The organism is Mesonia hippocampi (assembly GCF_014197445.1).
Taxonomy (GTDB): domain Bacteria; phylum Bacteroidota; class Bacteroidia; order Flavobacteriales; family Flavobacteriaceae; genus Mesonia; species Mesonia hippocampi.
In genome coordinates, this window is sequence record NZ_JACIFO010000007.1 from 120,521 (window position 1) to 147,289 (window position 26,769).

Here is a 26,769-nt window from a genome sequence, read left to right on the forward strand (position 1 = left end):
TGGTTTAAGGTTTGTATATCGTTATGCTTGCAAATTTATTAAAGAATATTCTTTTGCGCTTGCTTTTATGGCAGCTTCTGTTCTGTCGGGATGCGTATCGCTGATAAAGAGCTGCCCTAAATCGTCCTGACTTACTAATTGGATAATATGGCGAACACGTTGTTCGTCTAACTTGTCAAAAATATCATCTAAAAGTAAAATAGGATTTACGTTGTTTTGTTTTTTTAGAAAATCGTATTGTGCAAGTTTTAGTGCAATTAAAAAACTTTTTTGTTGCCCTTGAGAACCATACTTTTTTATAGGGTGGTTGTTGAGTTTAAAAACCAAGTCATCTTTATGTGTTCCAACAGAGGTGTATTGCAAAGCACGATCTTTATCGAGGTTTTCTTTAAAAAGTTCATTAAGGCTAAGTTGAGAAAGCTGACTTTTGTAGTTTATAGCAACCTTTTCTTGTTTATTGCTAATGCTTTCGTATCGTTGCTCAAAAATAGGGGCGAAAATTTCTAAAAAAGCTTTTCTCTTTTCAAAAATAACTTTTCCAAATTCTTCTAGTTGTTCGTTATAAACCTCTAGATTAGTTTGGTTAAAGCTACGGTTGGCAGCAAAAAATTTTAATAAGGAATTTCGTTGGCTTAAAGTTTTATTGTAGCGTATAAGGTTTTGTAGGTAAACCGTATCGCTTTGCGAAATGATACTGTCTATAAATTTACGACGCATTTCGCTACCTTCTATAATTAAATCTCTATCGGCAGGCGAAATAATAACAAGAGGAATTAAGCCAATATGTTCACTGAATTTTTCATAGGCTTTCCCATTTCGTTTAATAATTTTTTTTTGTCCTTTTTTAGCACTTACTACAATTTTTTCATCTCGGTTGTGTTTTACAAAATGCCCTTCAATAACAAAAAAATCGGCATAGTGGTTAATGTTTTGCGAAGTAATGGGGTTAAAGTAACTTTTCCCATAAGCTAAATGGTAAATACTATCCAATACATTGGTTTTGCCTATTCCGTTAGGGCCTACAAAACAATTTATCTTTTTATTTAGATAAAAATCTTGCTGTTCGAAATTTTTATAATGAAGTAAAGAGAGTTTGTCTAGGTACATAAATCTGGTCTTAACTCAGTGTCTTAAAAAAAACGTAAAATAACAAATATTTTATCTTTTAAATATGAATAAAAATTATATTTTTGCCAACCAATGAAGATTTACTTATGGCGACGTACAAAAAAAGAGGTTATAAACCCAAAGCAAAAAAAGAGAAAGAACAAATTCCTGGAGAGGAAGAAGTTTATGTAGAAGGTGAATCTACCACCGAAGAAGTTTTTGATACCTTAGATCAAGGCGCAAACCGCACCGAAGAGTGGGTGTCTAAAAATCAAAAACCTATTTTTATAGGTATAGGTGTAGTGGTAGTTGCCGTTTTAGCATATATAGGTTTTGATAAGTTTATACAACAACCTAAAGAAATAGAGGCAGCAAACGAAATGGGACAAGCTCAAATATATTTTGAGAATGCACAAAATGCAACTTCAGCTACTCAGGATTCTTTATATAACATGGCATTAAATGGTGGTGCTGGTAAATTTGGTTTTCTAGACATTACCGAAGCTTATAGCGGGACAAATGCAGCTAACTTAGCTCATTATTATGCAGGAATGTCACTTCTGAAAACAGGAAAGTATAAAGAAGCTATCAGCCAATTAGAAAGCTTTAAAAGTGAAGACCAAATCTTATCGGTATTAGCTAAAGGAGCAATAGGAGATGCTTTTATGCAGTTAGAGCAACCTAAAGAAGCCTTAAGTTATTACGAGAAAGCTGCCGCAATGCAAGCTAACGGATTTACCGCTCCAAAATATTTGCTTAAATCTGCAATTGCAGCCATTCAACTTAACGAAGGTGGTACAGCTGTAAAGCATTTAGAAAAAATAAAAGAAGCTTACCCTAATGCAACTGAAGCAGAAAAAGTACCTGCATATTTAGGTCAAGCTAAAGCAATGCAATAACATGGCAACAGTAGGAAATAATTTATCACAATACGATAAAACAACAATCCCAAATGCGAAAAATTTTCGGTTTGGGATTGTTGTTTCTGAATGGAACGAAGCTATTACTGAAAACCTTTTTCAAGGCGCTTTTGAGGCACTTTTGGAAAATGGAACGCTAAAGGATAACATTGTTAGATGGAATGTGCCAGGAAGTTTTGAACTTATTTATGGCGCCAAGACCATGCAGAAAAGCTACCCAATGCTAGACGCTGTAATCGTAATTGGAAATGTGATTAGAGGAGAAACGCAACATTTTGATTTTGTTTGCGAAGGCGTAACACAAGGCATTAAAGATTTGAACATTCAAAGCGATATTCCGGTAATATTTTGTGTACTTACCGATAATAATAAACAACAATCTATAGACCGCTCTGGAGGTAAACATGGTAATAAAGGGACAGAGGCTGCTATAGCGGCTATAAAAATGGCGCAATTAAAAAAAGAAGCCAAATTCTATTCGGCCGAATAATCTTCTAGCTTAAAATTTCACATTAATTTTAGTTTATTATTGCTCTAGCAATACGTATTGGTATTATTATTGAAATAAATTTAACGGCTTCCTTTTTTTAGACTGGAGCAATTTCTGTAAATTTGAATTTCATAAAAAGATGGCTATGCTAAAGCTTAATATGTTTAAACGTCGCGATAATAATCGTTACAACTATACCCCACGTTATTATAAAGGTAAAGACTTGGGGAATCCGTACGATTTTGATTCTAAATTTGCAAAATATCGCGAAGCAACTAACGCTGTCGATTTTGGTTCGCAATGGGCAAAAGCACGTAAAGAAAGCCGTACACGGTCTAATAGAAATTTTAGCGGTAGGGTATTAGTAATAGCAGCTATTCTAATCTTTATCTTTTTGTGGTTAATAGATTTCGATTTATCCATATTTTTCTAAGTATTTTTCATGAGTGACATCATTCAGTTATTACCCGATCATGTGGCAAACCAAATTGCTGCAGGAGAAGTTGTACAACGCCCCGCATCGGTGGTAAAAGAGTTGTTAGAAAATGCAATAGATGCTGGAGCTACTCAGGTTAATCTACTCATAAAAGATGCAGGAAAAACATTAATCCAAGTAGCCGATAATGGTTCTGGAATGAGTACTACCGATGCCCGTTTATGCTTTGAACGGCATGCAACTTCTAAAATAAAACAAGCAGAAGATTTATTTAACCTAAACACTAAAGGGTTTCGAGGGGAAGCTTTAGCATCTATTGCCGCAATTGCACATGTAGATTTAAAAACAAAACCCGAAACTGCAGAAGTAGGAACGCATATAAAAATTCATGGAAGCGAACTTATTACACAGGAGGTTTGTGTAACTCCAACAGGAACTATTATAAGTGTTAAAAACTTATTTTATAACATTCCTGCTAGGCGTAATTTTTTAAAATCTAATAATGTTGAAATTCGGCATATTATCGATGAATTTCAACGTGTAGCTTTGGCTCATCCGCAAATAGGTTTTTCATTACATCATAACGGAAATGAGCTATTTCAATTATCTTCTTCTAGTTATCGGCAACGAATAGTAGCTGTTTTTGGTGGGAAAACTAACGAAAAACTAGTTCCGGTAGAAGAGGATACAGAATTGGTTAAACTTAGTGGTTTTGTAGGTAAACCAGAGTTTGCTAAGAAAAGTAGAGGAGAGCAGTTTTTTTTTGTAAACCATCGGTTTATTAAAAGTCCGTACCTTAATCATGCAGTACAAGCCGCCTATGAAGGTTTGCTGAAAGACAAAACACATCCTAGCTATTTTCTATATTTAGAAATTGATGCTAGCCGAATAGACATTAATATTCACCCTACAAAAACCGAAATAAAATTTGATGACGAGCATGCTCTTTATGCCATTTTACGCAGTGCAATAAAACATAGTTTAGGGCAATTTAGTGTGGCTCCTGTTTTAGATTTTGATAAAGATCCTACTTTAGAAACACCTTATTCGTTTAAAGAAAAACAGGTTTCTCAGCCTGCTATAGAGGTTGATAGAAATTTTAACCCCTTTGAAGCGGAAACAAAACAACATGTAAAAAGCGGAAGGGGAAATGCTTCAAGCATTCCAAATTCATTTAAAAAAAACAGTCAAACTTGGGAGGCTTTATATACCGGTATTTCAGATGAGAATGAGGTACCAACAATAGAGCTGGAAAGCGAGGAGGTAACAGGAAGCTTGTTTACAGAGGAAACTTTGGCGGTAAAGGAACACCTCGATATATTTCAATTGCATAAGAAATATATTATAAGTTCTACCAAAACAGGTTTATTGATTATCGATCAATACCGAGCGCATACTCGTATTTTATATGAACAATTACTTATTAATATTACGCAAGCTCCTGCGCTAAGTCAGCAGTTGTTATTTCCGTTAAATTTATCATTTTCAGCACAAGAAGTAGAGGTGCTAAGTGCCTTAAAAGATTCGTTAGAGCAAATAGGACTTATTTTTTCTTTATTAGAAAAGGATAATATCGAAATAGTCGGAATACCTACGTTAATATCGGAAAGTGAAACCCAAATTTTATTAGAACAATTATTAGCTGATTTTTCTTTAGAAATACCAGAAAGCGGCTTTACACAAACCGATGTTTTAGCAAAATCATTAGCTAAAAGTATGGCAGTACGAGCAGGAACGGTGTTAAATATAGAAGAGCAACAACATTTGGTAAACCAATTATTTGCGTGTAAAGAACCGCAAGTGAATCCGTTTGGAAAGAAGATTTATAGCATGTTAACATCCACAGATTTGGATAAAAAATTTATGTAATGGGCAGAATTACAGATACCGTAAAAGCTTTATTGATTATCAATATACTTTTCTTTTTAGGAAGTCAATATATAGGCGATTATGCCGTAAAATTATTTGCACTTTGGTTTCCCGAAAACCCAAATTTTCAGTTGTGGCAAATATTTACACACATGTTTATGCATGCCGATTTAGGGCATATTCTTTTTAATATGTTTGCCTTGTATATGTTTGGAAGCGTACTCGAACAAAGTTTGGGAAGAGAACGGTTTTTGTTTATATATTTTTCGGCAGGTTTAGGAGCCGCAGGCTTACAAATTCTATTTAGCTATTTTAATTTTAATGAGGCGTATGAGGTATATCTTGCTGCAGGAGCAACTCCAGCAGATATTCAGGAGCTTCTATTAAAATCGGCACAAACCAATAATTATTATTTTTTAAATAATGTAGCAAAAGAGTATACCATGTCGCTTACACATACCTATATAATCCCTATGTTAGGAGCTTCGGGAGCAATTTTTGGTGTGTTGGCTGCTTTTGCAATACTTTATCCTAATTTGCCTTTGTACATTATGTTTATTCCTATCCCTATAAAAGCAAAATACTTAATAGGCGGGTACTTTGCCCTTAATGTGTTTTCGGCAGTAACAGGAATTACTGTTTTAGGGCCTTCAAATACTGCGTATTGGGCACATATTGGTGGTGCTATTATAGGTTTTATAGTGATGTGGTATTGGAAGAAAAATCAATTTAATCAAAATCGCTGGAATTAATGCATTGGCAAGATAAACTTCGGTATTGGCTAACTACAAATGGTGTAGTGGCGAAACTTATTGCCGTGAATGTTTTGGTATTTATACTGATTTATTTACTAAAAACCTTGAGTTTTTTCATGCAATGGCCAGAAGATTCTTGGTTGTCATGGCTTGTTTTTCCTAAAGAAATTAGCGTATACCTTAGCAGGCCTTGGACGATTATTAGCTATGCTTTTTTACATGCCGATTTTTGGCACCTGCTTTCTAACATGATTATTTTGTATTTCTCGGGACAACTTTTTCTAACATTTTATTCAGAAAAACGTTTGTTGAGCTATTACTTTTTAGGAGCAATATTAGGCGCGCTGGTTTATATGTTAAGCTTTAATTTTTTTCCTGTTTTTGCTAGTATAGAAAAATCGTATTTGCTAGGAGCCTCTGCTGGGGTAATGGCCATTTTAATAGGTGTGGCTACACAAGCACCAAATATGCAAGTGCGTTTGTTTTTGTTGGGGAATATAAAATTATGGCATATTGCTGTTTTTTTTGTAGCATTAGATATCTTACAGCTATCTATGAGCAATACAGGTGGGCGCTTGGCTCATTTAGGAGGTGCATTTTTAGGCTTTTTATATACCAAACAACTGCAACAGGGAAGAAATATAGGGGCTTGGTTTGAACAGCTGGTAACGTTTATATCAAGCGGTTTTAAATTTCCTTCTTCCAAAAAAGCACCTTTTAAAAAAGTATATAAAAATAAAGCAAAAACAAAGAAAGAGGTTTACGAAACAGCAGCGCAAAAACAAGCCAGGATAGATCATATTTTAGATAAAATTAGTAAGAGCGGTTACGATAGTTTAAGTAAAGAAGAAAAAGATTACCTTTTTGATAAAGGCGAGAATAAATAAAATTTTATTTTTAAGAAGAATAACCTTATTATTACGGAATGAAAGAATTAGGTTGTTTTCATAAACTGTTATTTTTAGTAAACTCATTCATAGCATCAACGCTTTTGTTGGCCTATTTTTTACCCTATATACCTCCTAAAACATTTCCTTTTATATCTATTCTTAGTTTAGGAGTTCCGGTATTAATGCTAGCAAATCTGTTGTTTTGTGTGTATTGGGTGGTGTTGCTAAAAAAGCAATTTCTCTTATCTTTTATTGTTTTGTTGTTTGGTATAAACCATATTTGGTCTGCCGTGCGTTTTTCTAAAGCAGATACATCACATGCTACAGACGATATAGGGGTGATGAGTTATAATGTAAGGCAATTTAATCGGTATGACTGGATTTCAGGCAAAAACATTCCTGTAGAAATAACTTCTTTTATAAAAAAAGAAAAACCAAGTATTTTAAGTTTACAAGAATATTATCGAGATAAACGTGTAGATTTAAGCGATTATAATTACTCATACATACAATATAAAGGAGAAAAAGCCAAAGCTGGGCATGCTATTTATAGCAAGTTTCCTATTGTGGGGAAAGGTTCTTTAGATTTTAAAGACACATACAATAATGCCATTTATACCGATTTACTTATAAATAAGGATACTGTAAGGGTTTATAATATCCATTTGGAGAGCTTAAAAATAAACCCGAAAGTTGAGCAGTTTAAGGATAACAAACTAAGAGATGAATTTATAAGTCGCGTAGGACATTCTTTTAAACAACAACAAATACAGGTAGAAGAAATTTTAGCAAGTATAGAAAAATCGCCTTACCCTTGTGTGCTTACAGGCGATTTAAATAATAGTGTGTTCTCTTATGTTTACAGGCGTTTATCCGACAATTTTGTAGATGCTTTTAAAGAAGCGGGTACAGGTTTAGGAAGAACCTATGTGTTTGACTTTATAAGCTTAAGAATAGATGTAGTGATGGTAGATCCTCGATTTACCATCACGGGATTTATTACTTATAATGAGAAACTGTCAGACCATTATCCCATTATGGCTTATATTAATATCCTATAATTTTTTACTAGGAGAACTCTAGTAATTGGCTTTCTAGGTAAGTTAAGGCATTAGGACCCTCGTTAAAAAGTAAATCTAAAGCAGAAAGATTGCTTAAAAAACCATACTTGTCGTTAAAAACTTGTTCGTAGGTAGAGAAATTAAATTTTGGTTCTTTTTTAGCATTTACTAGCGTTCGTACATCCAAAATTTTAGTGTGATCTATTTCTTCTGGAAGCTGATAGCTGGTTGTTTGCTGACTAAAGTCTAAATCTAATTGTAAGCACTCGCTTAATGCTTTTAAACATTCAAAATTAAAATCTAATAAAAAATCGAAGGGTTTTTCGTATAAGTAAATAAACTCATCCTCATAATATTCAAAAAAAGGAGAAGTACGATAAGCTGTTTCTAACGAGCGCCAATGGTTAAGCTGCCATTTAAAACTGTCTTCTATCTTTATGTCTTTATATTTTTGCTTTCCTGCATTCGATTTGTTGTGTTTTACAGGAATGTTAAGCAATAGCCTGCCATTTGCACCATAAATATATTGGCGGCTTCTATAGGTTTGTTTTTGGTAATTGTCGTTTACTTCAAAACAAACCTTTTCTGCTTGGCTAAGGGCTACAAATTGAGCTATCGAACCAAAATAAGTAGGATGAACAAGCGTTTTTTTCATTCTTTTTTTAAGCTTTCTTTTTCTTTCTTATAATATAACGGATACCGAAAAACCCTATAATGGCAATTAATACATAGTAAAAATACGAAACAGGTTTACCTTCTCCGCCAACCGTTGTAAATAAGCGTTCCCAGCGTATTTTATCCATTCCGCTAGCATTCGCATCCCAACTCATCCAAATAAGCACGGGCTTACCTACAATATGGTTTTCTGGCACATAGCCCCAATAACGACTATCCTCACTGTTATGACGGTTATCTCCCATCATAAAATAATAGTTTTGTTTAAAAGTGTAGGAGGTAATAGGTTCTCCGTTTAATAAAACTTGATTCCCCTTTATGCTAAGTTTCCTGTCAATCCCCATTTCGTCACCTTCATAAACTTCAATAATTCTTTTATAATATGAGTAAGAATCTAGGGTTATGTTTACCGTTTTTCCTTTTTCAGGAATATAGATGTTACCAAAGTTATCTCCATTCCAATTATGGCGGTTATCATTAGGGAAAATACGGGCGTCTTTCTCGCCTTTAGGTTGAATAAAACGGGTGATACTCCCTACATTAGGGTGGTTTTTAAATAGGTTTAAAGACTCATCAGAAATCGATTTAAAATAATATAAACGCTTATTTCTATCGTACCAACCTACAGGGTCGGTAATGTTGTAACGTTTTGCTAGCGCCCTAAGGTCAAAGCCTTGTCCTTTTCCTTCTACAATATAAGAATATTGTGGTTTTGCTCTTTCGGGCAATACTAAAGGTTTGTTGTTGATATGAATTTTACCATCGATAATTTTTAAAGAATCTCCAGGAACTCCAACAGCTCGTTTTACATAATTTGATTTTTTATCGATAGGTTTTTTATAATGTTTCCCAGAGGTGTCAAAAAACATTCTAACGGTATCTACAGGCCAGTTAAACACAACAATATCATTGCGTTTTACTTCTTGAAAACCAGGAAGTCTAAAATAAGGAATTTGTGGCCAGTTGGTATAAGATTTTACTCCAGCTACAGGAATGGTATCATGCACCATAGGAAAAGCAACAGCGGTTTGCGGAGCTCTTGCCCCGTAATGAAATTTACTTACGAATAGAAAATCACCTATTAAAAGTGTTTTTTCTAACGATGAAGTTGGTATGGTGAATGGTTGAATAAAATAGGTGTGTACAATGGTTGCCACTACTACTGCAAAAAGAATAGAACTTACCCATTCGCCAACTTCAGATTTAGGTTTTAAACTACGCTCGCTTATATAGTTGGCATCGGTAGCATAATTTACATAATAGATGTATAAACCTAAGCTTAAAATAGTTAGCCAAGTATCTGCAGTGCTGTTTTTTCCGAAACTTCTAATGGTTTCTACCCAAATTACAGGAAACATAATAAGGTTGATAATAGGAATAAACAGTAAAATAACCCACCATTTTGGGCGATTAATAATTTTCATTAAGATTACAGCATTATAAACAGGTATAAGTGCTTCCCAGGCTTGTCTGCCTGCTTTTTTATATAATTTCCAAGTTCCTAAAAAGTGTATTCCTTGTATTGCAAGAAAAAATATAAACCATTGTAAGAATGTCATAATATTTTATTTTAACTATTGGTTAGTTTTATGTGTAAAATGTTACAATTTATCTATTTGTAAAACATCACGCATGCTAAAAATTCCTTTTTTGTTGTAGGTGTATTCTGCCGCAACTACCGCTCCTAGTGCAAAACCTTCTCTGGAGTGAGCGGTGTGCTTTATTTCAATTTCGTCGATGTTAGAGGTGTATTTAACATGGTGTGTACCTGGTACATCTGGAATTCTTTTTGCAATAATAGGAATGTTTGTATTTTGCACAGCGTTTTTTTCTTCTAGCTTCCATTGGTCATAGCTTTGGTGGTTATTTATAATTCCCTCAGCAAGGCTTATTGCAGTTCCGCTAGGTTTATCGAGTTTTTTTGTGTGATGAATTTCTTCTATAGAAACGTTGTAATTATCAAAAGCTTGCATGAAATGAGCTAATTTTTGATTAAGCTCAAAAAACAAGTTTACGCCTAAGCTAAAATTAGAGGCGTATAAAAAACTGCCTTGATTTTTTGCGCAGATTTTTTCTGCTTCAGCATAATTTTCTAACCATCCTGTTGTGCCAGAAATTACAGGAATATTATGTTCTAAGCAGCATTTTATGTTTTCAAAAGCGGCAGTCGGAATGCTAAAATCTATAGCGATGTCAGCTTTTTTTAGTTCGGTAAGTTCAGGTGTATCAGAAGTTTTGTAAACGATGGTATGTGAACGAGAAATAGCTATTTTCTCGATGGCTTTCCCCATTCTTCCATAACCCAAAAGTGCAATATTTAGCTTTTGCATAACTTTAAAAATTAAAATTTAAGCTAAGTCCGTAATTAGCTTTGCCCGAATATTCATTCACATCAAAACTAGGATGTATAGACAGGTCTTTATTAACATTAAATTGTTGTAAGTGAGCATCTACGTTGGCATCTATAATGTTAAGCACATAGATGCCTAGAGTTACTAAGATAGAAATTTCTTTATTCCTTCTAAATTGTTTTTGAGCATTAATAAGCCCTTCGGTAGAAATTCTACCATAAAATTCGTCGTCGGTATGTCCTGCTAACCTACGTTTGTAAGCATCGCGATAGCGTGTATATTCGTTTTGATTATCAACAATAAAATAAGTGCTAACGCCAAGTGCTGCGTAAACAATGGGTATTTTCCAATAGCGTTTGTTATAGGCTTGCCCCAAACCAGGTAAAACGGCCGAATAAAATGCTGCTTTTGCAGGGGCTAATGGGTTGTATTCTGTATAGTTTTTAGGCAGGCTATCTACTTTTGCAATTTGCGCTGTGCGTAAAGTCAAATCGGTTTGTTGTGCCGAACTTATAAAAGGAAAACAAAATACGATAAAAAAACACAATAGAAACTTATGCATCGTTGCCTTGAATTAGCTTTTGAATACGTTGAAAATCTTCTTCAGAGGTGAACGGAATTATTAATTTTCCTTTTCCGTTTTTACTGAGTTTTACATCTACTTTTCTACCTAGGTAATCAGAGAAGTCTTCTTTTGCTGTCGTGTAAACTTTAGAGAGGTTAACTTTAGCAGGTGTTTTTTTACCTGAAGGGTTTTTATTTTCTCGAACGAGGTTTTCGGTATCTCTAACCGAAAGATTATGGGTGATTATTTTTTGATAGATTTCTAATTGCGTGTCTGTATCATCAATATTGATTAACGCACGCCCATGTCCCATGCTTAGGAAGCCATCACGCATTCCTGTTTGGATAATAGGGTCTAATTTCAACAACCTTAGGTAGTTAGCTATGGTCGATCTGTTTTTGCCAACACGCTCGCTAAGTTGTTCTTGTGTAAGGTCTATTTCATCAATTAGACGTTGGTAAGAAAGGGCAATTTCTATAGGGTCTAGGTCTTGGCGTTGTATATTTTCTACCAATGCCATTTCTAACGATTCTTGGTCGTTAGCAATTCTAATGTAAGCCGGAATTGTTTTTAGGCCTATAAGTTTAGAAGCCCTAAACCTGCGTTCTCCAGAAACAAGTTGATATTTATCGAAGCTTAGTTTTCTTACGGTTATGGGTTGTATAACGCCTAATTCTTTAATAGAAGAGGCAAGTTCGCTTAAAGCAGTTTCATTAAAGCTAGTTCTGGGCTGAAAAGGGTTTACCTCGATACTCTCTAATTCTAACTCTACAATATTTCCTACTACTTTATCGGCATTTTTATCTTGTGCCGATCGTATATCATTTTCGGGATCTTTTAATAATGCCGATAATCCTCTTCCTAAAGCTTGTTTTTTAGTTGCTTTCGCCATAATGCTTACTTATTTTTCTTAATCACTTCTTCTGCTAAGCTTAAATAATTGTTTGCTCCTTTGCTCGAAGCATCATAATTAATAATACTTTCGCCATAACTTGGTGCTTCACTTAAACGTACGTTTCGTTGGATGATTGTATCAAAAACCATTTCGTCAAAGTGTTTTTTAACCTCTTCAACTACTTGGTTTGATAGGCGTAAACGCGCATCGTACATGGTAAGTAAAAGCCCTTCGATATCTAATGCATTATTGTGTATTTTTTGTACACTTTTAATGGTGTTTAATAGTTTTCCTAAACCTTCTAACGCAAAATATTCACATTGAATTGGAATAATAACAGAATCTGATGCAGTAAGTGCATTAAGCGTAAGTAAGCCTAGAGAAGGGGCACAATCTATTATAATAAAATCGTACTGTTCTCGTAAAGGCTCTATTGCTTTTTTTAGCATTAATTCACGTTGCTCTTGATCCACCAATTCTATTTCTATCGCTACAAGGTCTATATGAGCGGGAATGAGATCAACGTTTGGCGACTCGGTAGTTACCACAGCTTCCTTAGCAGCGTGTGTATGCTCTAATAATTGGTATGTACCAATGGCTACACTTTCTACATCTATCCCTAAACCAGATGTAGCATTAGCTTGCGGATCGGCATCTATTAGAAGTATTTTTTTTTCTAAAACACCTAAAGCAGCCGCAAGATTTACGGCGGTGGTGGTTTTGCCAACTCCACCTTTCTGGTTTGCAATCGCAATTATTTTACCCATTAATTGAACAAGTTTGTTTTGAAAAGTAAAAGTACAATTTATTACGGCAATAGGAAATCTATTTTATTAACAACTTTTTGCTTCTTTTTTTTTAAGAAAACTTTAATTCCTAAAAATAAGCGAGCTAGACTTTAGAGAAACTGTTTTTAGTTGACTAAAGTATTTTACAAAAATAATTATATTTAATATAAGAATAATTTTTTCAAGAAAACTGTTGGTGTAGCCTCACTGAATTCCGTGATTTTTAGAAATGAACCCTATTGGGGAATATATTTTAGGTAAAGCTAAGTACTTTTATTTCTGATAAAAACAGCATATAAAATGGAGAATACAAACAGTTTGCCAAAACTTATAGAGAAAATATTACGTTCTAAAGGCGCTAATGATGAACAAATATCAATGCTAGTAGAAGCCGGGATACAATCAAAAGCAGATTTTGAAACTATTGGAGATACACAAACCCTAATCGATGTAACCGAAATGGATGAAGCTATTGCTGAATCTATTATGCAATGGGCTGTAGGAAAACCAGCACAACAAGTTACCGTACCAGAAGAAACTACAACAAATAGAGAACCTATTGTAGTAGAAAGTGCCGATGTGGTAAAATGTATTCATTGCGATACCAAGCAACCAAAAGATTATAAAACGGGCGATTTGTGTATTTCATGTGGCATGCAAGCAGAGCCTGTACTTTCTTGTCATTGGTGTTATAGTACAGGGCCTGGTAAATTTTGCCGTTCGTGTGGGGCAGAGTTTGTAGCTTCGGCAGATTATGAAGTAGCGCTTTACCTAAAGCAGGAAGGGGAATCTAAAAATGCCATTCCGGGGTTAATCAAAGAAATGTCGGCTAACGATAAAGAGAACGTTTGGGCTCGAATTAGAAAGAACGCCTAACCTAATTTACTAACCTAGAAAATATTTATGGCAACAATTATTCATTGTGACTCATGTTCTTGTCAGCAACCCAAGGACTATGAGGTAGGAGATTTATGTGTAGAATGCGGAGGAAGTGTAAGGGTAGACGTGCGTTGTGGTTGGTGTACAGAATTAACCCCAGCAACCGGAAATTTTTGTAAACATTGCGGAAGCAAGTCTATCGAGGAACAATATTTTGGTGCGGCACGAATTTTAAAAAGTTTAGGCTTTAGTCAGGAGGAAATTCCGTTAAAAATAGCAGCGCTTCCAGAAGCTAAACTTCAGCAATATCAAGATGAGTTTTACAGGCATTACCGCGTAATACAGTATGCTAAAGACCAGTTGTTAAGTTTGTCCTCGACACTTTATATGCCAATTGGTCAAGCTATAATGCTTGTGGAGAAAGAGTTGTTACCTAAAATTCCGTTCAAGGATTCAGAACTGGCAAATTATGAGCAGCTTATAAAACGTCCCATAAATTTAACTACTTGCTTAGAGGTTTCAGAAAGCCTACATCCTATAATTCCGTTTTTAGCAGAAGTAGTAAAAATGAAGGAAATTCCTTTTGCTTCTTCACATCACCTTGATATTAGAATGCATTGGGCTAATCAGCTTAGGGTGTCCGATTTTCCTATTGTTCAAACAGAAGTGCTTTTATGTTTGGCGCACCCTAATACCTATCATCAAAATTTAGATTGGACAGAAACTTTTGAGTTGATAGAGAAGCTACTCATGGGAAAGGATGTAGTAGATTATTATACTAATTTATTATCGGCAGCAAATACAATTCCGCATTTGCAGCCTTATGTAGCTCATGTATTATACCGTTTGCGTTTGCATTTTACTAAAGAAAATGAGCAGGAAACCAAACGTTTACATGAAGTTGTAAACGCACAAGGAATGCATCGCGATAAAGCATTTGCTTTGGCTAATGCAATGTTGCTAGGGCAGGAGGCGATTATTTCTCAGATTTCTACCCAAAAAATACCAGAAGCTTATATTGCTTATTATCATTTGTTATATTTTGTAGAGCCTGCTATTGCCAAGCGTAGTTTAACACGTGCTACTTTATCGGTATTTCAGCTAAACGCTTTGTTAGATTTTACAGAAACTTACGATGAGCAATATGTGCACGAGAATAATGGAGAATTGCCAGAATATGAAGAAGCAGTTCATTTAGGAGCAGCACTTTTATTAGAAAAATTTCAGAGTAATTTTATTTACGATAAGCCTATAAATAAAATTCCAGAAGCAGATTGGTTGCGTTATGCACGTTTTATAGGAAGGTTTAGTGAAACTCAAAAGCATGAAGACTATCAGCCTTTTATAGATGCTTTAATACAGCTAGAGAAACAAAGTGTTTTGAATGTGCTTCTTACTCATCAACCAAACGGATTAAAGTTTAATGATGCTTTAGAACAACAACTTTACAAGTTCACTAACGAGTTTGATAATACTGATACAGGTTTTGCAAAAATAGCCAGTTGGGAACCCATGATTCAGCAAGAATATTGGCCAAGCTTAAAAACGGTTTTAAAAATTATCGAGTTTTTAAAAGCAAACTATACTTCTTTTTCGGGAGGTACGTTGCAAGAAACACAAAAGCAGGCCGTACAGGAAGCACTATTAAAGCTGATAAATAGCCCCCAGAAAAGCGCTATGTATGTGTCTCGATTTTTGGTTTCCTTATCGTTAGAAAATAGTGGGAAAGAAGAAACGTGGCTCTCTAACCAGGCATTAAAAAATAGGATTTTTTCTAATAGTTATAATGTAGGTGATAATTTTAGTGATACCGCTAAAAGCAGAACTTTTGCAGCCGATGATGAGTTTATAAAACATTTTTTTGGAGGCGATTGGTATTTGTTTATTCAGAAGCTTCATCAAGCATTATCGGTAGCTCAGGGTTATGGTACTACATCATACGATTTGATAGCGTTATGGATAGACCGCTCACCAACCTATTTAGCACAACAGTACCAAGAAAATCCAGCTTGGGCTTCGGAGACATTAACTATTTTACTAGAAAGTATTATTGTTTTAAAACAAGGAGAAGAGCTATTAGGCTTGCAAACAGAAGAAGGAAATTATCCTTTATTAGAAGTATTAGCCACAAAAGAATGGGGATATCAAGAGGCTTATTTATTTACACAACGCCCACCTAATTTGCCTGTTTCTATTACCTATAAATTGTATAAATCGCTTACCAGATGGCTCTCTGTAGATGTAGTAGAAAAACTAAATACCGAACTTTATAAAGAATTTTTAACCGATAGTTTACAATTTAGCACCTCTGCTTACTTGCCAGATTGCATGTTGCCACTTTGGTTTGAATACGGAAACACCTTAAGGTATAAAGAATATGTAACCCAAGCTTTTCAGAAAATATTTAATGTATTATTAGCCGATATTAATGCCCGAAAATTACCAGTGGTTTTAACCGCTAATGGAGTTAAACAATTATCAGGAATAGAGGTTTTAAACAGTGTTTTTCCAGATACGCTTTCTTGCTTAAACTGGTTGGCAGATACCGCAGAAATCCAAACAATTACCGAGCCTTTAAATAAGTTTATGATTTTTGTTTTACACGATATGGGCAAGGATATACTTCCTTATGTAAAAACAGCAGAACATACAACAACATACAGTGCATTCTCGGAAGAGCAATTTTTAGCTAGAAATCAACAAATTATTTTTGATTTTATAGAAAAAATGATGTTTACCGCAAAAGAGCTGTCTGGTGGTGAACAAGAAATTTATTTACGCCTGTTGCTCGATATAACTGTAGCTTGCCATAACGATAATCATGCAGTAGATGTGTTAAGCATCCTTTCCAATATGGGCGATTTATACGATGAAACCAACGAGCGGTACGAAGCTCTACTCTCGGTAACCCTTCCTGAAAAAGAAACCTATTGTTGGAGTGATTTCCATATTGCTTATTCTTGTATAGAAGATTACTACTATAGTTTTCGACAAAAAGAACGTTGGGTGGGCGATTTCCTAATTAGTTTCACACCTAAAGTAATCGAGTTTTTTAATTCTACCGATAGTTACCCAAAGCAGCTAACATTTGCCATTAATAAGCTTGTAGAAACACTAACAAAAGAAAACGATTTTGATGATGTTCCCTATGAACTGAAAGCTACCTTTAGAACAATTACCAGCCATCTAAAAGATATTTTAACAAAGGTAAATCCAGAACAATTTGATAAAGAGGAAATCGCTATACTCTATAAGGATATTCAAGACAAATATGAGCAAGGTGCCTCTTTCGGTTTTGTATCTATTCGTTCGGCGGTAGAGGAAATTTTCCTGTATCATTTTCCAGAGATAGATGAAGAAGATGACGAGTTAGACGAAGAATACCAAACTGTAGAAGCTTATGAGGAAAATCAGACCACAGCAGAAATTCCTACAGGAAATGTATTAAGTGCTGAAGAAATAACAGGCCTGTTAACCAGTTTTAGAGTAGATGAAGACTACATTAAGCTTATACAGAATCACTTAGAAGATTATAAAACTACGCAGCTAGACAACCCGATGTTGCTTTCTCCACTTACGATGAGAATGGAAGAGGTAAAAGCTTGGTTAACAAGTAACCCTGTAGCATCGATGGATTTTTATCAGAAACTTTATATGCTTGTTTTAGACCCAGAAACGGCTCCAGATGCTAAATTCCCCTCTCTAGGCGCAATGGCACGGATGGTATTTGTTCAATTAACGCAAGATACCGTTTATGCTGCAGCATACGCTTCGGGTATACAAGGAATGCTAAGTAGCGGAATTTATTCAGAAATATTTACAGCTGTATTAAACGATACAGTTAATCAATTAAACAACTAACCTATGGATTTTGAATCAATTACAGAACAAGATAGATTGAATTTTTCTGCGCTGTTGTTGCTGTCGTATTTTCCTGAAGCAAAATTAGATAGCGTTTTTGGTCTAGACTCAGAAAATGAAGAGCAGCGATATAAAGTAGAAAAACTCTTAAAACTATATAACATAGGATCGAGTAGCGAACTTAGAATTATTGTGCATAATTACCAAGCGGGTGACTATGCTAACGCAAGTATTTATCAAATAGCCGAGGAACTTCGAGATTATAATGAAGAGCAATTTATCGATTTTCTATCAGAAATAGAGTCGCCTCCTAAATTAAATAAATATAAACTCATCTACCCACAACGATTTTATATTACAGATAAAACTTTACTTGGTTATAATTACAGTTTAAGCAGTTTATTTATTCGTTTAGCAGGAGTAATGGGGTATATGACAGCCGAAGAGATACACCTAAGGCATATAGATTTGGCTAAAAAAGTAGCAAAACAATTTGATACCTGGGCAGCCTTTCATCAGAACGTATTACTTGGTCATCAACTTTTTGCATATAGTTTAGAGGCAACCCCTAGTATTTATCCGCAACATAATAATTTATGGAGTAACCTATTGCACATACAGGCAAGTTACCCAGAATGGTTTAAAAAATCAGTATAATGGAAACAGAATTTTTAGAATTAGTAAATTATTTAAAAACACAATACCAAAAGCAATATTGGGTTTCTTGCGATTTGGTATTATCTGATATATTAGAATTTTTAGAAGAAGAAGATAAAAGTATTCTAGATCATGATGCACAGGTAATATTTAATAGAATATTGATTAAATATTATTCTAGATTTTATGCTATAGCTTCATTTGATATGGAGCTTGTCCAAGAAGCTTTATCTGAGTTAGAGCGTCTAAATGCAGCCGATGTAACAGACTATGAGTCTGTTTGTAGTCTTTACAATAGCTGTCCTGAGGAGTTGTACAAAAAAGCAATTTCTATACATCCAAATAGCTTACCAATATTGTATGCTTACGCATTGCATGCAAAAAATAAAGCAGAATTAGATATTGCCATAGGTTGTTTGCGGTATTTGTTAAGCATATATCCAGAAGCAAACTATTTGCGTCCGGTGTTACATGAATGTGAGCAGGAAGCATTAACTCAATTATTAGATAAATTAACAACAGATGCTTTAACAGCCTCAGAAGTAGATAAGTTGGTGTGTTTAAGTTTAATTACCAAACATAAACCAACTATTTCTAGGTTATTAACAAGTTTTTCTGAGGTTTTATCGGAGGCTCAGCAACAAGATTTAGAAATTTCGAATTATTTTTTACAACAAGAAATTAATGCAGAAGAAGTTGTCCAGTTTTGGGAACAACGCTGGATGCACCAACCATTATCTTTAGTTACGGGTATATACCTAACCGAGTATTTTCATCAACAAGGGAAGATACAATTTATGCTTCCTATACTAGAAAATACCATATTGGCATCGGTCGATTTTTTAAGAGCAGAAGCACTTCAATCTACAGCTATAGATGATTATTTTATTAATTTTAATGAAGAAGATCAAGAATTAATCGCTACCCATTATTTCTTAAAAGCTACCGCTTATAATTATCAACAAGCAGCAGATTTAGCGCAACAAACTTTAACCGAAGCCTTATTAAAGTTTCCTAAGCACCCTAAGCTAACAGGTCTATTAGCCGTTATTACACTTCGGTACGGTAATGAAAATAAAACAGCAGCTTTATCAATTATAAACGATGCGCAAAAATACGGCGTAGCATTAACTACTTATTTAGATTTGATGGCAGAGTATGCTACGAGTAACAATAATTTTAAAGAAGTAGCTAGCTTTTTAAAAACCTACCATAAATATGCTATCCCAACAGGGAAAAGTTTATTCTATCAAGCAAGAGCCTATGCTAAATTAGGATATTTTCATAACGCATTGAAAACATTAAATGAAGCAACCACTTACATGCCAATAACGCCTTACCGAACAAGCATTAATTTTTGGCAAATGGTTATTCATAAAAACATGGGAGATGATAAAGGTTTTTATAAACATTTACAATGGCAGCTCTCTGTTTTTGATAAGCGATACCCTCAGCATTGGGAAGCACAAAACATTTGTGTAGAATTTTTATACGAAAAGCATGCTTTTCAAGAATGCTATAAATATATTGTACCAATTTATAAAGCAGGAAAATTACCGCCAGATTTGCTGCCAATACTACAATATTTAGTTTGGTGTGAGTATGATGTAGATAATGAGATAAACGTTCCGCCAGTAACAGCCGAAAGTATTATAGAAACCCCTGTTACGTTAGGGCATTACCGCGCTAATGCAATTTACTACTGGATGTTAGGTAAAGATTACGAATCGGCACAGGCTTTTGAAAAAGCAGCAGGTTTTGGTTCTAATGTAGGCTTTTATTTAGCCAGAGCATATTGGAGGTCCACATACGATGAGACCAAGAGAAACTATTCGATAGAATTGTATAAAAAAATGAAGAAAATCGTACCCGAAAGTATAGATTACCAAATGCAATATTGGGAACAAAATTTATATTTTAGAGCCGCACGACATAAAGAAGCTAAAACCTCTTTTAATGAATTGATTGCCAAATTTCCTAAAATGGCATTACGTAAAAATACAAGTGCAACACATTATGCCTCACGCCAAAAAATAAATACAGAGAATTTAAGCGAGACAAACGAGTTTGAACGATACAGTAAAATGTTGTTAAGCTTATAATGTTTATTTATACTTTGGGAGTAAAACTGTACTTTTGCGATTAATATGTTGCATATAAAAAAGATTCTTATTCTGATTACTACTTGGTTTATGGCTATGAGTGCATATCCGCAATTAGTAAGTACAGAAAATATAGATGTTGTAATTGCAAATTATAGAGCATCTCTAAATACAAACCCCAAAAAAGCAGAAGAAGCCGCAAAAAAATGGCTTCAAATTAGTACACAACAAAACGATACCTTAAGTCAAGCAAGAGCACATTATGCATTAGCTAACGTAGGTACTGTTTTAGGAGACTATAAACTAACCATAAAACATGCCGATATTACCATAGAGCTTCTAACCGAAGTAGGATTAGAAAAAGGAATATCGGCATGTTATAATTTATTAGGAGTAAGCTATAAAAACTTAGGCGATTATCCGCGAGCTATGGATAATTTTTTAAAATGCCTAGCATTTGCAAAAAAAAACGAAAATAAAGTACAACAAGCAAATGCTCACCAAAATATAGCAACCCTTTACATTCTACAAAAAAAATATACCGATGCCGCCAAAAACTTAGACAGAGCAGCTAGTTTATATAGAGAAACAAACGATGATGATGGCGTGCTTATTACCCTGTTTAATTTTGCTAACATTCTAAAAGAACAGGGCAGGTATGAAGAAGCACTTAAGCAGTACCAAACAGTATTAGAATATAGAAAAAAAGAAGGAAACAAAGCTGCCGTAGCCTACGTAATGATTAATATTTCGCAAATATTAGTAGACCAAGAACGGTATCAAGCAGCCATACCTAGACTAGAGGAAACATTAAAACTTCTGGAGGAATTACACTTTAATTCAGACATGGCTATTGTTTTAAACGATCTAGGTGTTTGTGAAAGTAAACTAGGTAATACACAAAAAGCAATTGAATATTATGAACGCTCGCTTAGCATAGGGGAGTCACTATCACTAACAAACTATAACACTAGCTTTTATCAAAATTTATCAGATTTATACGAAAAACAAAAAAAATACAAAAAAGCACTATTTTACTACCATAAAGCAGTAGATATTTCGTTAGCATCAAGAGCATTAGATAAAGAAAAATACGTAGCAGAACTGCAAGAAAAATATGAAACAGAGCTTAAAGAAACAAAAATAAAATTACTAGAAAAAGATAAAAAACTAAACGAAATAGAACTAGAACAAGCCACATCCGATGTGAAAAAACAACGTTTATTGCGTAATATTTTTATTATGGGCTTTATAACACTTGTAGGCGTTTTATTTTTACTTAGGTATTTTTATTTACAAAGAATAAGTGCTCAGAAAGAGTTAGCCGCACAACAAGAAAAAAACGCACGGCAAGAAATTAACCAGCTAATAAGAGATCATAAACTCTCTGTGATAGAACGTTATCAAAAAGGACAAGAAGAGGAGAGAGCGCGCCTTGCACGAGAAATACATGATGGCATAGGAAGCGATCTGGCAGGAATTAAAATAGCTTTTGAACATTATTTAGAAACTCAAGAAGATAAAAAAAGAGGAAAACGCCTATTACAAGCTATAGATAGCTCTTGTAAAGATGTACGGGCACTCTCGCACCAATTGCATCCACCTTCTTTTTCTAAAATAGGCTTTGAAAGTTTCTTAAAAGATGTCATAGAGCAGTTTTCATTACATAATAATTTAATTTGTAATTTATTACTGTACCCAAAAGAAGAAATAGACGAAATTCCAGAACAAATTCTTGCTCATGTTTATCGTATTATACAAGAATTACTGAATAATATAGCAAAACATGCTAAAGCTACAGAAATAGAAATTCAACTCACCAAACATAAAGATTACCTAAACCTAGTGGTTAGTGATAATGGAGTAGGTTTTACACCAAAAAAGAAACCAGGAATAGGAATACGTAATATACAAGAGCGTATAGAAAAATTAAAAGGAACAATAGAAATTGATAGCAGCGCACAATCAGGAACCAGTATAGCTATTGATATTCCTGTAAAAATAGACTAGAATTATGAAAAAAATAAATATAATAATAGCCGATGACCACCTAATGTTTCTAGAAGGGCTTAATACCATTTTAACCGAAATGGATGAGGTGGAAAACGTGCATATTGCAACCGAAGGTAAACAGGTGTTACGCCTATTAGAACAGTTTAATATCAATTTAGTAATAAGCGATATTAATATGCCAAAAATGGATGGAATAGCCCTGCTTACCGAACTTAAAAAGAAACATCCAGATACAGGTATTATTATGCTAAGCATGCTGGATAATCACCGTACCATCTATAAAGTTATCCAAAAAAAGGCAGATGGTTTTGTGCCCAAATTTACGAATAAAGAAGAGCTGCAAAAAGCAGTGAGAACAGTAATAGGAGGGGAGCAATATTTTTCTGAAGCAATAAAAAAACGCTATATGGAAAGCGTTTTTGAACGTGATAAATTTAAAAATATAGAACTTTCTAAAAGAGAAAAAGAAGTGCTTTATCACTTATCGGAAGAGCTTACCTCTAAAGAAATATCAGAAAAACTATTTATATCTATAAATACGGTAGAAACACACCGTAAAAACATTCTTTTAAAAACAGGTGCAAAAACCACTACGGGGGCTGTAAAATATGCAATAGAATCTGGGCTTTTTGATGAAGATTAACCCTCTAAAAATCTGCATAGATACTATTTACTACCTGGCTATACCCCATGTTACTAGGAAGAGGGTAGTATTGCTGTTCTATTAAATCTATTCGCTTATTAACGGTAATTTTGCCTACTTTATAGCCTATTGCTCTAATAAAATTTTTAGGGGTATTAGGTTTTGTTTTAGGGTCGTAAAATTGTATTAAGCTTAACGCAGAATAATCATTTGGGTTTACCACAGCTTCTAAGGTGTTTTCTTGTGGTTTAAGCTCTTCTCCTTCTGGGGTTTGTGCAATTAGGTATTTGTGAGCGAAATTTTTTAATTCTTTAAAACGCAAGGACTCTTTATCACAACGTACAGACTGAATACTATAATTATCAATGTTTTTATTAACGATAAAAAGCAACCAATCAAATTCTCTCTCGGTATCTCTAATTTTTAGAGCAATGTTGCTATGGAAGTTTAATCCATTACTTAATTTATTTAACCCAATTATACACTGCTCTGTTGCTAGTCTAATCTCATTTTCTGTGGTTTCTTTTTCAAAATTTAAAATAAGTGTACTGTAAGATTCAGTAGTAATACGTACAGAATATTTTTTTAACTGATGCTCTAGTTCTAGCATACTATCTGCATGAATAATTTGTTTTTTGTAAATTTCACTAAAACTAGGGCCATCAGGGTATTGCGAAGGAATATCGGTGGTACCTACAATTTTTTTAGCATCAAAAAAAACTGTAAATGAAACTTCTGGGCGATTAGTTTCATAAACCTCGGTCATGAACATATTTGGATTCATGTTTCCTGAGTTGAAAAATCTTTTTACGTTTTTATAATCTAATTTTGGATAATTTTCTTTTAAAAACGCAGCTAAGTTTTTACTAGCTGTTTTTTTACTAACTCCGCCAATTATGGCCCAACCCGTATAGTTACAAGAAACAAGCAAAAGGCTAATGGCTGCTATTATGATAAAAAGGTATTTCATACAAGTGTTATTAAAATGAAACTCCGTTGATTGTTACTTCCATTAGTTCGGCAGAAACACTTATATTGTGGTTTATAGAATCCCAAGAAAAACCATGCGAAAGTCCTAAAAATCTAGATTTTTTAAAATTTACGATAAAAATTTCAGTTTTCCCATTATCGGTAAACGAAACATTCAATTCTCCTTTCCAATCAAGGTCTTTTTGTGCAGCCCATTCTAAAATAAAACTATCTATCTCGTCTTTTATAACACCAGATAAGTTAATGCAGGTACTTCCAATTTCTTCATTAATAGCGGGGTAGTTTTTAGAAATGCTATAATCTACATAGTCTAATTTATAGGCTTTTTCTGTTCCGTTTTTATCCTGAAGTTTTAAGATAACGTGATTTGTTTTTTCTTTTAAGTTTTCCATAGCCTTTAGTGTTAGTGTTACAAAAACAAATTTCTTGAAATAACAAAGTTTAAGACTCACTGAAAACCGTGAAATTTATAATTCCTTATACAAGGGTAAATAAAAACCGCTATACTGCTTTAAATTTGCCTTATCAATTAAAAAATACTTATCATGGGATTACAAGAGAAAAAAGCAATAAAAATGGTAGAAGACCAATATTTGGTAAATTACCAAAAAGAAATTAATGAAATTGTAGGAAAAGAACTTCCTATTACAATTCATTGGGATACTTTTGAATTGGAGTTTATAAAATTTGTGCCAAGTGTTTGTTTACAACGCTTAACCGATAGTTTAAAAGAAGTTTGTAAAGAAGATTTTGCTAAAGAAGCGGTGCAAGAAGGTATAGATGGTGTTGAGGTTTTTTGTATCCCAGATGAAAATGCTGCCGATAATAAAGAACTTAAAATAGATGGAAAAATATTTAAATTAACTGCTTGTTGGGGTGGGCATCATTCTGGTTATTACCCAGATATTGCTATTAAAAACTTTTTAGAAGAGAATCTATAAGGTTTACGTAAAACCAACTCTTTTGTATATCGTTATTTTAGGCGAGACAATTGGGAGCATAAAAAAAGAAGCTAATCTGTTTAGCTTCTTTTTTTATTTTTTAACAGTATAAGGGTAGTTGTGGGTTTCTAATTTCTCTTCCATTTTACTCCAAAAAGGTTCGGCATACGAGGTCATTAAATAGCACTTTTTATTTCTTCTGTGGATGAGTTTAATTTGTATCCCTTCTTTAAAATTTTTTCTTCCGCCCCTAGCATAATAGCTTATTTCTTGAATTTCATTTTTTGGATATGCTTTACAAAACCAGAATAAAATTAAGTTTTTTACAAAAATTTGCTGTTGGTTAATTTCTAGGTAATATAGCTGAATTGTTCCTATAAGTAACATAGCAAGAAAAAACACTATAGGTAGTAAGCCTATCCAGGTGGTAAAAATACTTATACCATAATCTAATGCAATAAGTATAGGAAAACCTGTACCTATGGCTATAAGGATAAGCCCTGAACCTTTATAAGAGTATTTCTTAAAGCTATAATTTTGTGACATTTATTCTTTTGTGAATAAAAATTCTTTTCCGTTTTGTAAAAGCAACATGGTATTTTGAGTAGGATTAAATGTAAGTTGAATACCTGCTTGGTCAAATGTAAAAATATTTTCATTTATCGCTTTTAGCGGAAAAGAGGCTTGCCCTGTTGCTTGTGCTGTTAAGCCAGTTTTTGTTTTGGAGATGGTTATTTTTAATGAAATATCGGTAGAAGCATAAACTCCTATGTGTTTATCCAATTCTGCTTCAGTAGTTTTGTAGGTAGCGGTAGAAAATTCTGGGATTTTATATGCTCTACCCGAAATGGCGTTTAAAACACTTAGGCTAATGTTGTTAAAGTTATAATTAATTCCGTTAGAAATTAAGACATAAGCTACTTTGGTATCGGGGAAGTAGCTAAAAACAGCTCGATACCCATCTATTCCACCTGTATGCCCAAAGCCTATTTGGTTGTAATATGGAAATAAAAATAAACCTAATCCAAATTGATCTTTTGTGGTTTGCATAAGCGCTAAACTTTCTGGCTTTAAAATTTTACCGCCAAATAAAGCTTCGCTAAACTTTATAAGATCTATAGGGGTAGAAATAACACCTCCTGCACCTAAGGGGATAGAGTAATGTGTTTGGAGTGCTGCTTCCCAGTGATTGGAAATGAAGTTATAGGGTTTTGCTTCTTGCTCGTGTATATCTATTTCTTTAGTTAATAAGTAGGTGTTTTTTAGTTTTAGAGGTTTTGTAATATAAATTTCTAAGAGGTTTGCGTAGGTTTTTTTAAATACTTTTTCTAAAATAATACTAAGCAGGATATAATTGGCATTACTGTATTGGGCTTTAGTATTAGGGGCAAAATCGTTACCTCCGTTAATGATAATTTCTAGTAAATCTTCTTGTGTTTTTTGTTTTGTATTCCAAAATGAATAAAAATAATCTTGGGTAAAGTCATGTATACCACTGCGATGATTTAATAAGTCTTTAATACTTATTTTATCGGCATTAATAAGCTCTGGAAAATAAATGTTTATAGGCTGATTTAAATCTAACTTTTTAAGTTCTGCCGCTTTTAAGATTAAAGTAGCTGTAAAGGTTTTAGAGATAGATCCTATTTTGTATTTAGTATGGTTAGTAGCTGCAATGCTATCTTCAACAGAGAGGTAACCTGTACTTTTGGTATATAATAATTTACCGTTTTTAGACAGGGCAACACTCCCCATAAATTTATTGTTTGCCTCAAGGGTATTAAAATAAGCGTTTAGCTTTAAAGTGTCTAATTCTTGAGCATTTAGACTTGTATGAGAAAAACCTATAATAAAAAAGTAAAGAATTATAATTTTTTTCAT

The 26,769-nt window shown here is 33.8% G+C and carries 25 protein-coding genes; 14 read left to right on the forward strand and 11 right to left on the reverse strand.

Annotated elements, in window-relative coordinates:
- Positions 1-21 precede the first annotated feature (21 nt).
- Positions 22-1,107, reverse strand: a complete 1,086-nt coding sequence (gene recF / locus GGR32_RS09285; RefSeq protein ID WP_183477924.1) for a DNA replication/repair protein RecF — start codon at positions 1,105-1,107, stop codon at positions 22-24.
- Between the two features lie 107 nt (positions 1,108-1,214).
- Between recF and GGR32_RS09290 the strand changes: the two genes are divergently transcribed.
- The 7 genes from GGR32_RS09290 (at position 1,215) to GGR32_RS09320 (ending at position 7,528) form a co-directional block, all read left to right on the forward strand.
- The gene (locus GGR32_RS09290) at positions 1,215-2,006 is read left to right on the forward strand and encodes a tetratricopeptide repeat protein (RefSeq protein WP_183477981.1); all 792 of its coding nucleotides are present in this window, start codon (positions 1,215-1,217) and stop codon (positions 2,004-2,006) included.
- A 1-nt stretch (position 2,007) separates the two neighbouring features.
- Positions 2,008-2,517: a 6,7-dimethyl-8-ribityllumazine synthase gene (gene ribH / locus GGR32_RS09295; RefSeq protein ID WP_183477925.1), complete on the forward strand. Its 510-nt coding sequence runs from the start codon at positions 2,008-2,010 to the stop codon at positions 2,515-2,517.
- A gap of 145 nt (positions 2,518-2,662) precedes the next feature.
- Positions 2,663-2,950 carry a hypothetical protein gene (locus tag GGR32_RS09300; RefSeq protein WP_183477926.1) on the forward strand — a complete coding sequence of 96 codons (288 nt, stop codon included), beginning with the start codon at positions 2,663-2,665 and terminating at the stop codon, positions 2,948-2,950.
- A 9-nt stretch (positions 2,951-2,959) separates the two neighbouring features.
- On the forward strand, positions 2,960-4,822 hold the full coding sequence (gene mutL / locus GGR32_RS09305) for a DNA mismatch repair endonuclease MutL (protein WP_183477927.1): 1,863 nt from the start codon (positions 2,960-2,962) through the stop codon (positions 4,820-4,822).
- The gene (locus tag GGR32_RS09310) at positions 4,822-5,574 is read left to right on the forward strand and encodes a rhomboid family intramembrane serine protease (RefSeq protein WP_183477928.1); all 753 of its coding nucleotides are present in this window, start codon (positions 4,822-4,824) and stop codon (positions 5,572-5,574) included. The genes mutL and GGR32_RS09310 overlap by 1 nt, the downstream gene beginning before the upstream one ends.
- The gene (locus GGR32_RS09315) at positions 5,574-6,464 is read left to right on the forward strand and encodes a rhomboid family intramembrane serine protease (RefSeq protein WP_183477929.1); all 891 of its coding nucleotides are present in this window, start codon (positions 5,574-5,576) and stop codon (positions 6,462-6,464) included. The genes GGR32_RS09310 and GGR32_RS09315 overlap by 1 nt, the downstream gene beginning before the upstream one ends.
- A 38-nt stretch (positions 6,465-6,502) precedes the next feature.
- Positions 6,503-7,528: an endonuclease/exonuclease/phosphatase family protein gene (locus tag GGR32_RS09320; protein WP_183477930.1), complete on the forward strand. Its 1,026-nt coding sequence runs from the start codon at positions 6,503-6,505 to the stop codon at positions 7,526-7,528.
- Between the two features lie 7 nt (positions 7,529-7,535).
- Here GGR32_RS09320 and GGR32_RS09325 read toward each other — a convergent pair whose 3' ends face one another.
- Genes GGR32_RS09325 through GGR32_RS09350 form a run of 6 tightly spaced genes read right to left on the reverse strand, consistent with a single transcriptional unit; the run spans position 7,536 to position 12,781 of the window.
- Complete coding sequence (locus GGR32_RS09325) at positions 7,536-8,183, reverse strand: WbqC family protein (protein ID WP_183477931.1); 648 nt, start codon at positions 8,181-8,183, stop codon at positions 7,536-7,538.
- A 7-nt stretch (positions 8,184-8,190) separates the two neighbouring features.
- Positions 8,191-9,762 carry a signal peptidase I gene (gene lepB / locus GGR32_RS09330; protein WP_183477932.1) on the reverse strand — a complete coding sequence of 524 codons (1,572 nt, stop codon included), beginning with the start codon at positions 9,760-9,762 and terminating at the stop codon, positions 8,191-8,193.
- A 42-nt stretch (positions 9,763-9,804) separates the two neighbouring features.
- Positions 9,805-10,533 carry a 4-hydroxy-tetrahydrodipicolinate reductase gene (gene dapB, locus GGR32_RS09335; protein ID WP_183477933.1) on the reverse strand — a complete coding sequence of 243 codons (729 nt, stop codon included), beginning with the start codon at positions 10,531-10,533 and terminating at the stop codon, positions 9,805-9,807.
- A 4-nt stretch (positions 10,534-10,537) separates the two neighbouring features.
- Positions 10,538-11,116 (reverse strand): DUF5683 domain-containing protein, encoded by a 579-nt coding sequence (locus GGR32_RS09340; protein ID WP_183477934.1) that lies wholly within the window; start codon positions 11,114-11,116, stop codon positions 10,538-10,540.
- Positions 11,109-12,011, reverse strand: a complete 903-nt coding sequence (locus GGR32_RS09345; protein ID WP_183477935.1) for a ParB/RepB/Spo0J family partition protein — start codon at positions 12,009-12,011, stop codon at positions 11,109-11,111. Before GGR32_RS09345 ends, GGR32_RS09340 begins: the two co-directional genes overlap by 8 nt.
- 5 nt (positions 12,012-12,016) lie before the next feature.
- Positions 12,017-12,781 carry a ParA family protein gene (locus GGR32_RS09350; protein WP_183477936.1) on the reverse strand — a complete coding sequence of 255 codons (765 nt, stop codon included), beginning with the start codon at positions 12,779-12,781 and terminating at the stop codon, positions 12,017-12,019.
- A 321-nt stretch (positions 12,782-13,102) separates the two neighbouring features.
- On the opposite strand from GGR32_RS09350, the gene GGR32_RS09355 reads away from it, so the two are divergent.
- The 6 genes from GGR32_RS09355 to GGR32_RS09380 are packed head-to-tail and all read left to right on the forward strand — an operon-like array spanning position 13,103 to position 22,957.
- A complete protein-coding gene (locus GGR32_RS09355) occupies positions 13,103-13,678 on the forward strand; it encodes a hypothetical protein (RefSeq protein WP_183477937.1) in 576 nt (191 codons plus the stop codon).
- A 27-nt stretch (positions 13,679-13,705) separates the two neighbouring features.
- The gene (locus GGR32_RS09360; protein WP_183477938.1) at positions 13,706-17,542 is read left to right on the forward strand and encodes a zinc ribbon domain-containing protein; all 3,837 of its coding nucleotides are present in this window, start codon (positions 13,706-13,708) and stop codon (positions 17,540-17,542) included.
- Positions 17,543-17,545: 3 nt separating this feature from the next.
- The gene (locus tag GGR32_RS09365; protein ID WP_183477939.1) at positions 17,546-18,199 is read left to right on the forward strand and encodes a DUF1266 domain-containing protein; all 654 of its coding nucleotides are present in this window, start codon (positions 17,546-17,548) and stop codon (positions 18,197-18,199) included.
- Positions 18,199-20,301: a tetratricopeptide repeat protein gene (locus GGR32_RS09370; protein ID WP_183477940.1), complete on the forward strand. Its 2,103-nt coding sequence runs from the start codon at positions 18,199-18,201 to the stop codon at positions 20,299-20,301. The genes GGR32_RS09365 and GGR32_RS09370 overlap by 1 nt, the downstream gene beginning before the upstream one ends.
- A gap of 45 nt (positions 20,302-20,346) precedes the next feature.
- Positions 20,347-22,311 (forward strand): tetratricopeptide repeat-containing sensor histidine kinase, encoded by a 1,965-nt coding sequence (locus GGR32_RS09375; RefSeq protein ID WP_246415192.1) that lies wholly within the window; start codon positions 20,347-20,349, stop codon positions 22,309-22,311.
- A 4-nt stretch (positions 22,312-22,315) separates the two neighbouring features.
- Positions 22,316-22,957, forward strand: a complete 642-nt coding sequence (locus GGR32_RS09380; protein ID WP_183477941.1) for a response regulator transcription factor — start codon at positions 22,316-22,318, stop codon at positions 22,955-22,957.
- Positions 22,958-22,961: 4 nt separating this feature from the next.
- On the opposite strand, the gene GGR32_RS09385 is transcribed toward GGR32_RS09380, so the two are convergent.
- Entirely contained in the window at positions 22,962-23,927 is a 966-nt protein-coding gene (locus tag GGR32_RS09385; RefSeq protein WP_183477942.1) for a hypothetical protein, read from the reverse strand.
- 10 nt (positions 23,928-23,937) lie between these two features.
- Positions 23,938-24,339, reverse strand: coding sequence for a hypothetical protein (locus tag GGR32_RS09390; protein ID WP_183477943.1), 402 nt, complete (start codon positions 24,337-24,339; stop codon positions 23,938-23,940).
- A gap of 153 nt (positions 24,340-24,492) precedes the next feature.
- Here GGR32_RS09390 and GGR32_RS09395 point away from each other — a divergent pair, with 153 nt between their 5' ends.
- Positions 24,493-24,888: a hypothetical protein gene (locus tag GGR32_RS09395; RefSeq protein WP_183477944.1), complete on the forward strand. Its 396-nt coding sequence runs from the start codon at positions 24,493-24,495 to the stop codon at positions 24,886-24,888.
- A gap of 93 nt (positions 24,889-24,981) precedes the next feature.
- Here the strand turns inward: GGR32_RS09395 and GGR32_RS09400 are convergent, their stop codons facing one another.
- The gene (locus tag GGR32_RS09400) at positions 24,982-25,434 is read right to left on the reverse strand and encodes a hypothetical protein (protein WP_183477945.1); all 453 of its coding nucleotides are present in this window, start codon (positions 25,432-25,434) and stop codon (positions 24,982-24,984) included.
- The gene (locus GGR32_RS09405; RefSeq protein WP_183477946.1) at positions 25,435-26,769 is read right to left on the reverse strand and encodes a serine hydrolase domain-containing protein; all 1,335 of its coding nucleotides are present in this window, start codon (positions 26,767-26,769) and stop codon (positions 25,435-25,437) included.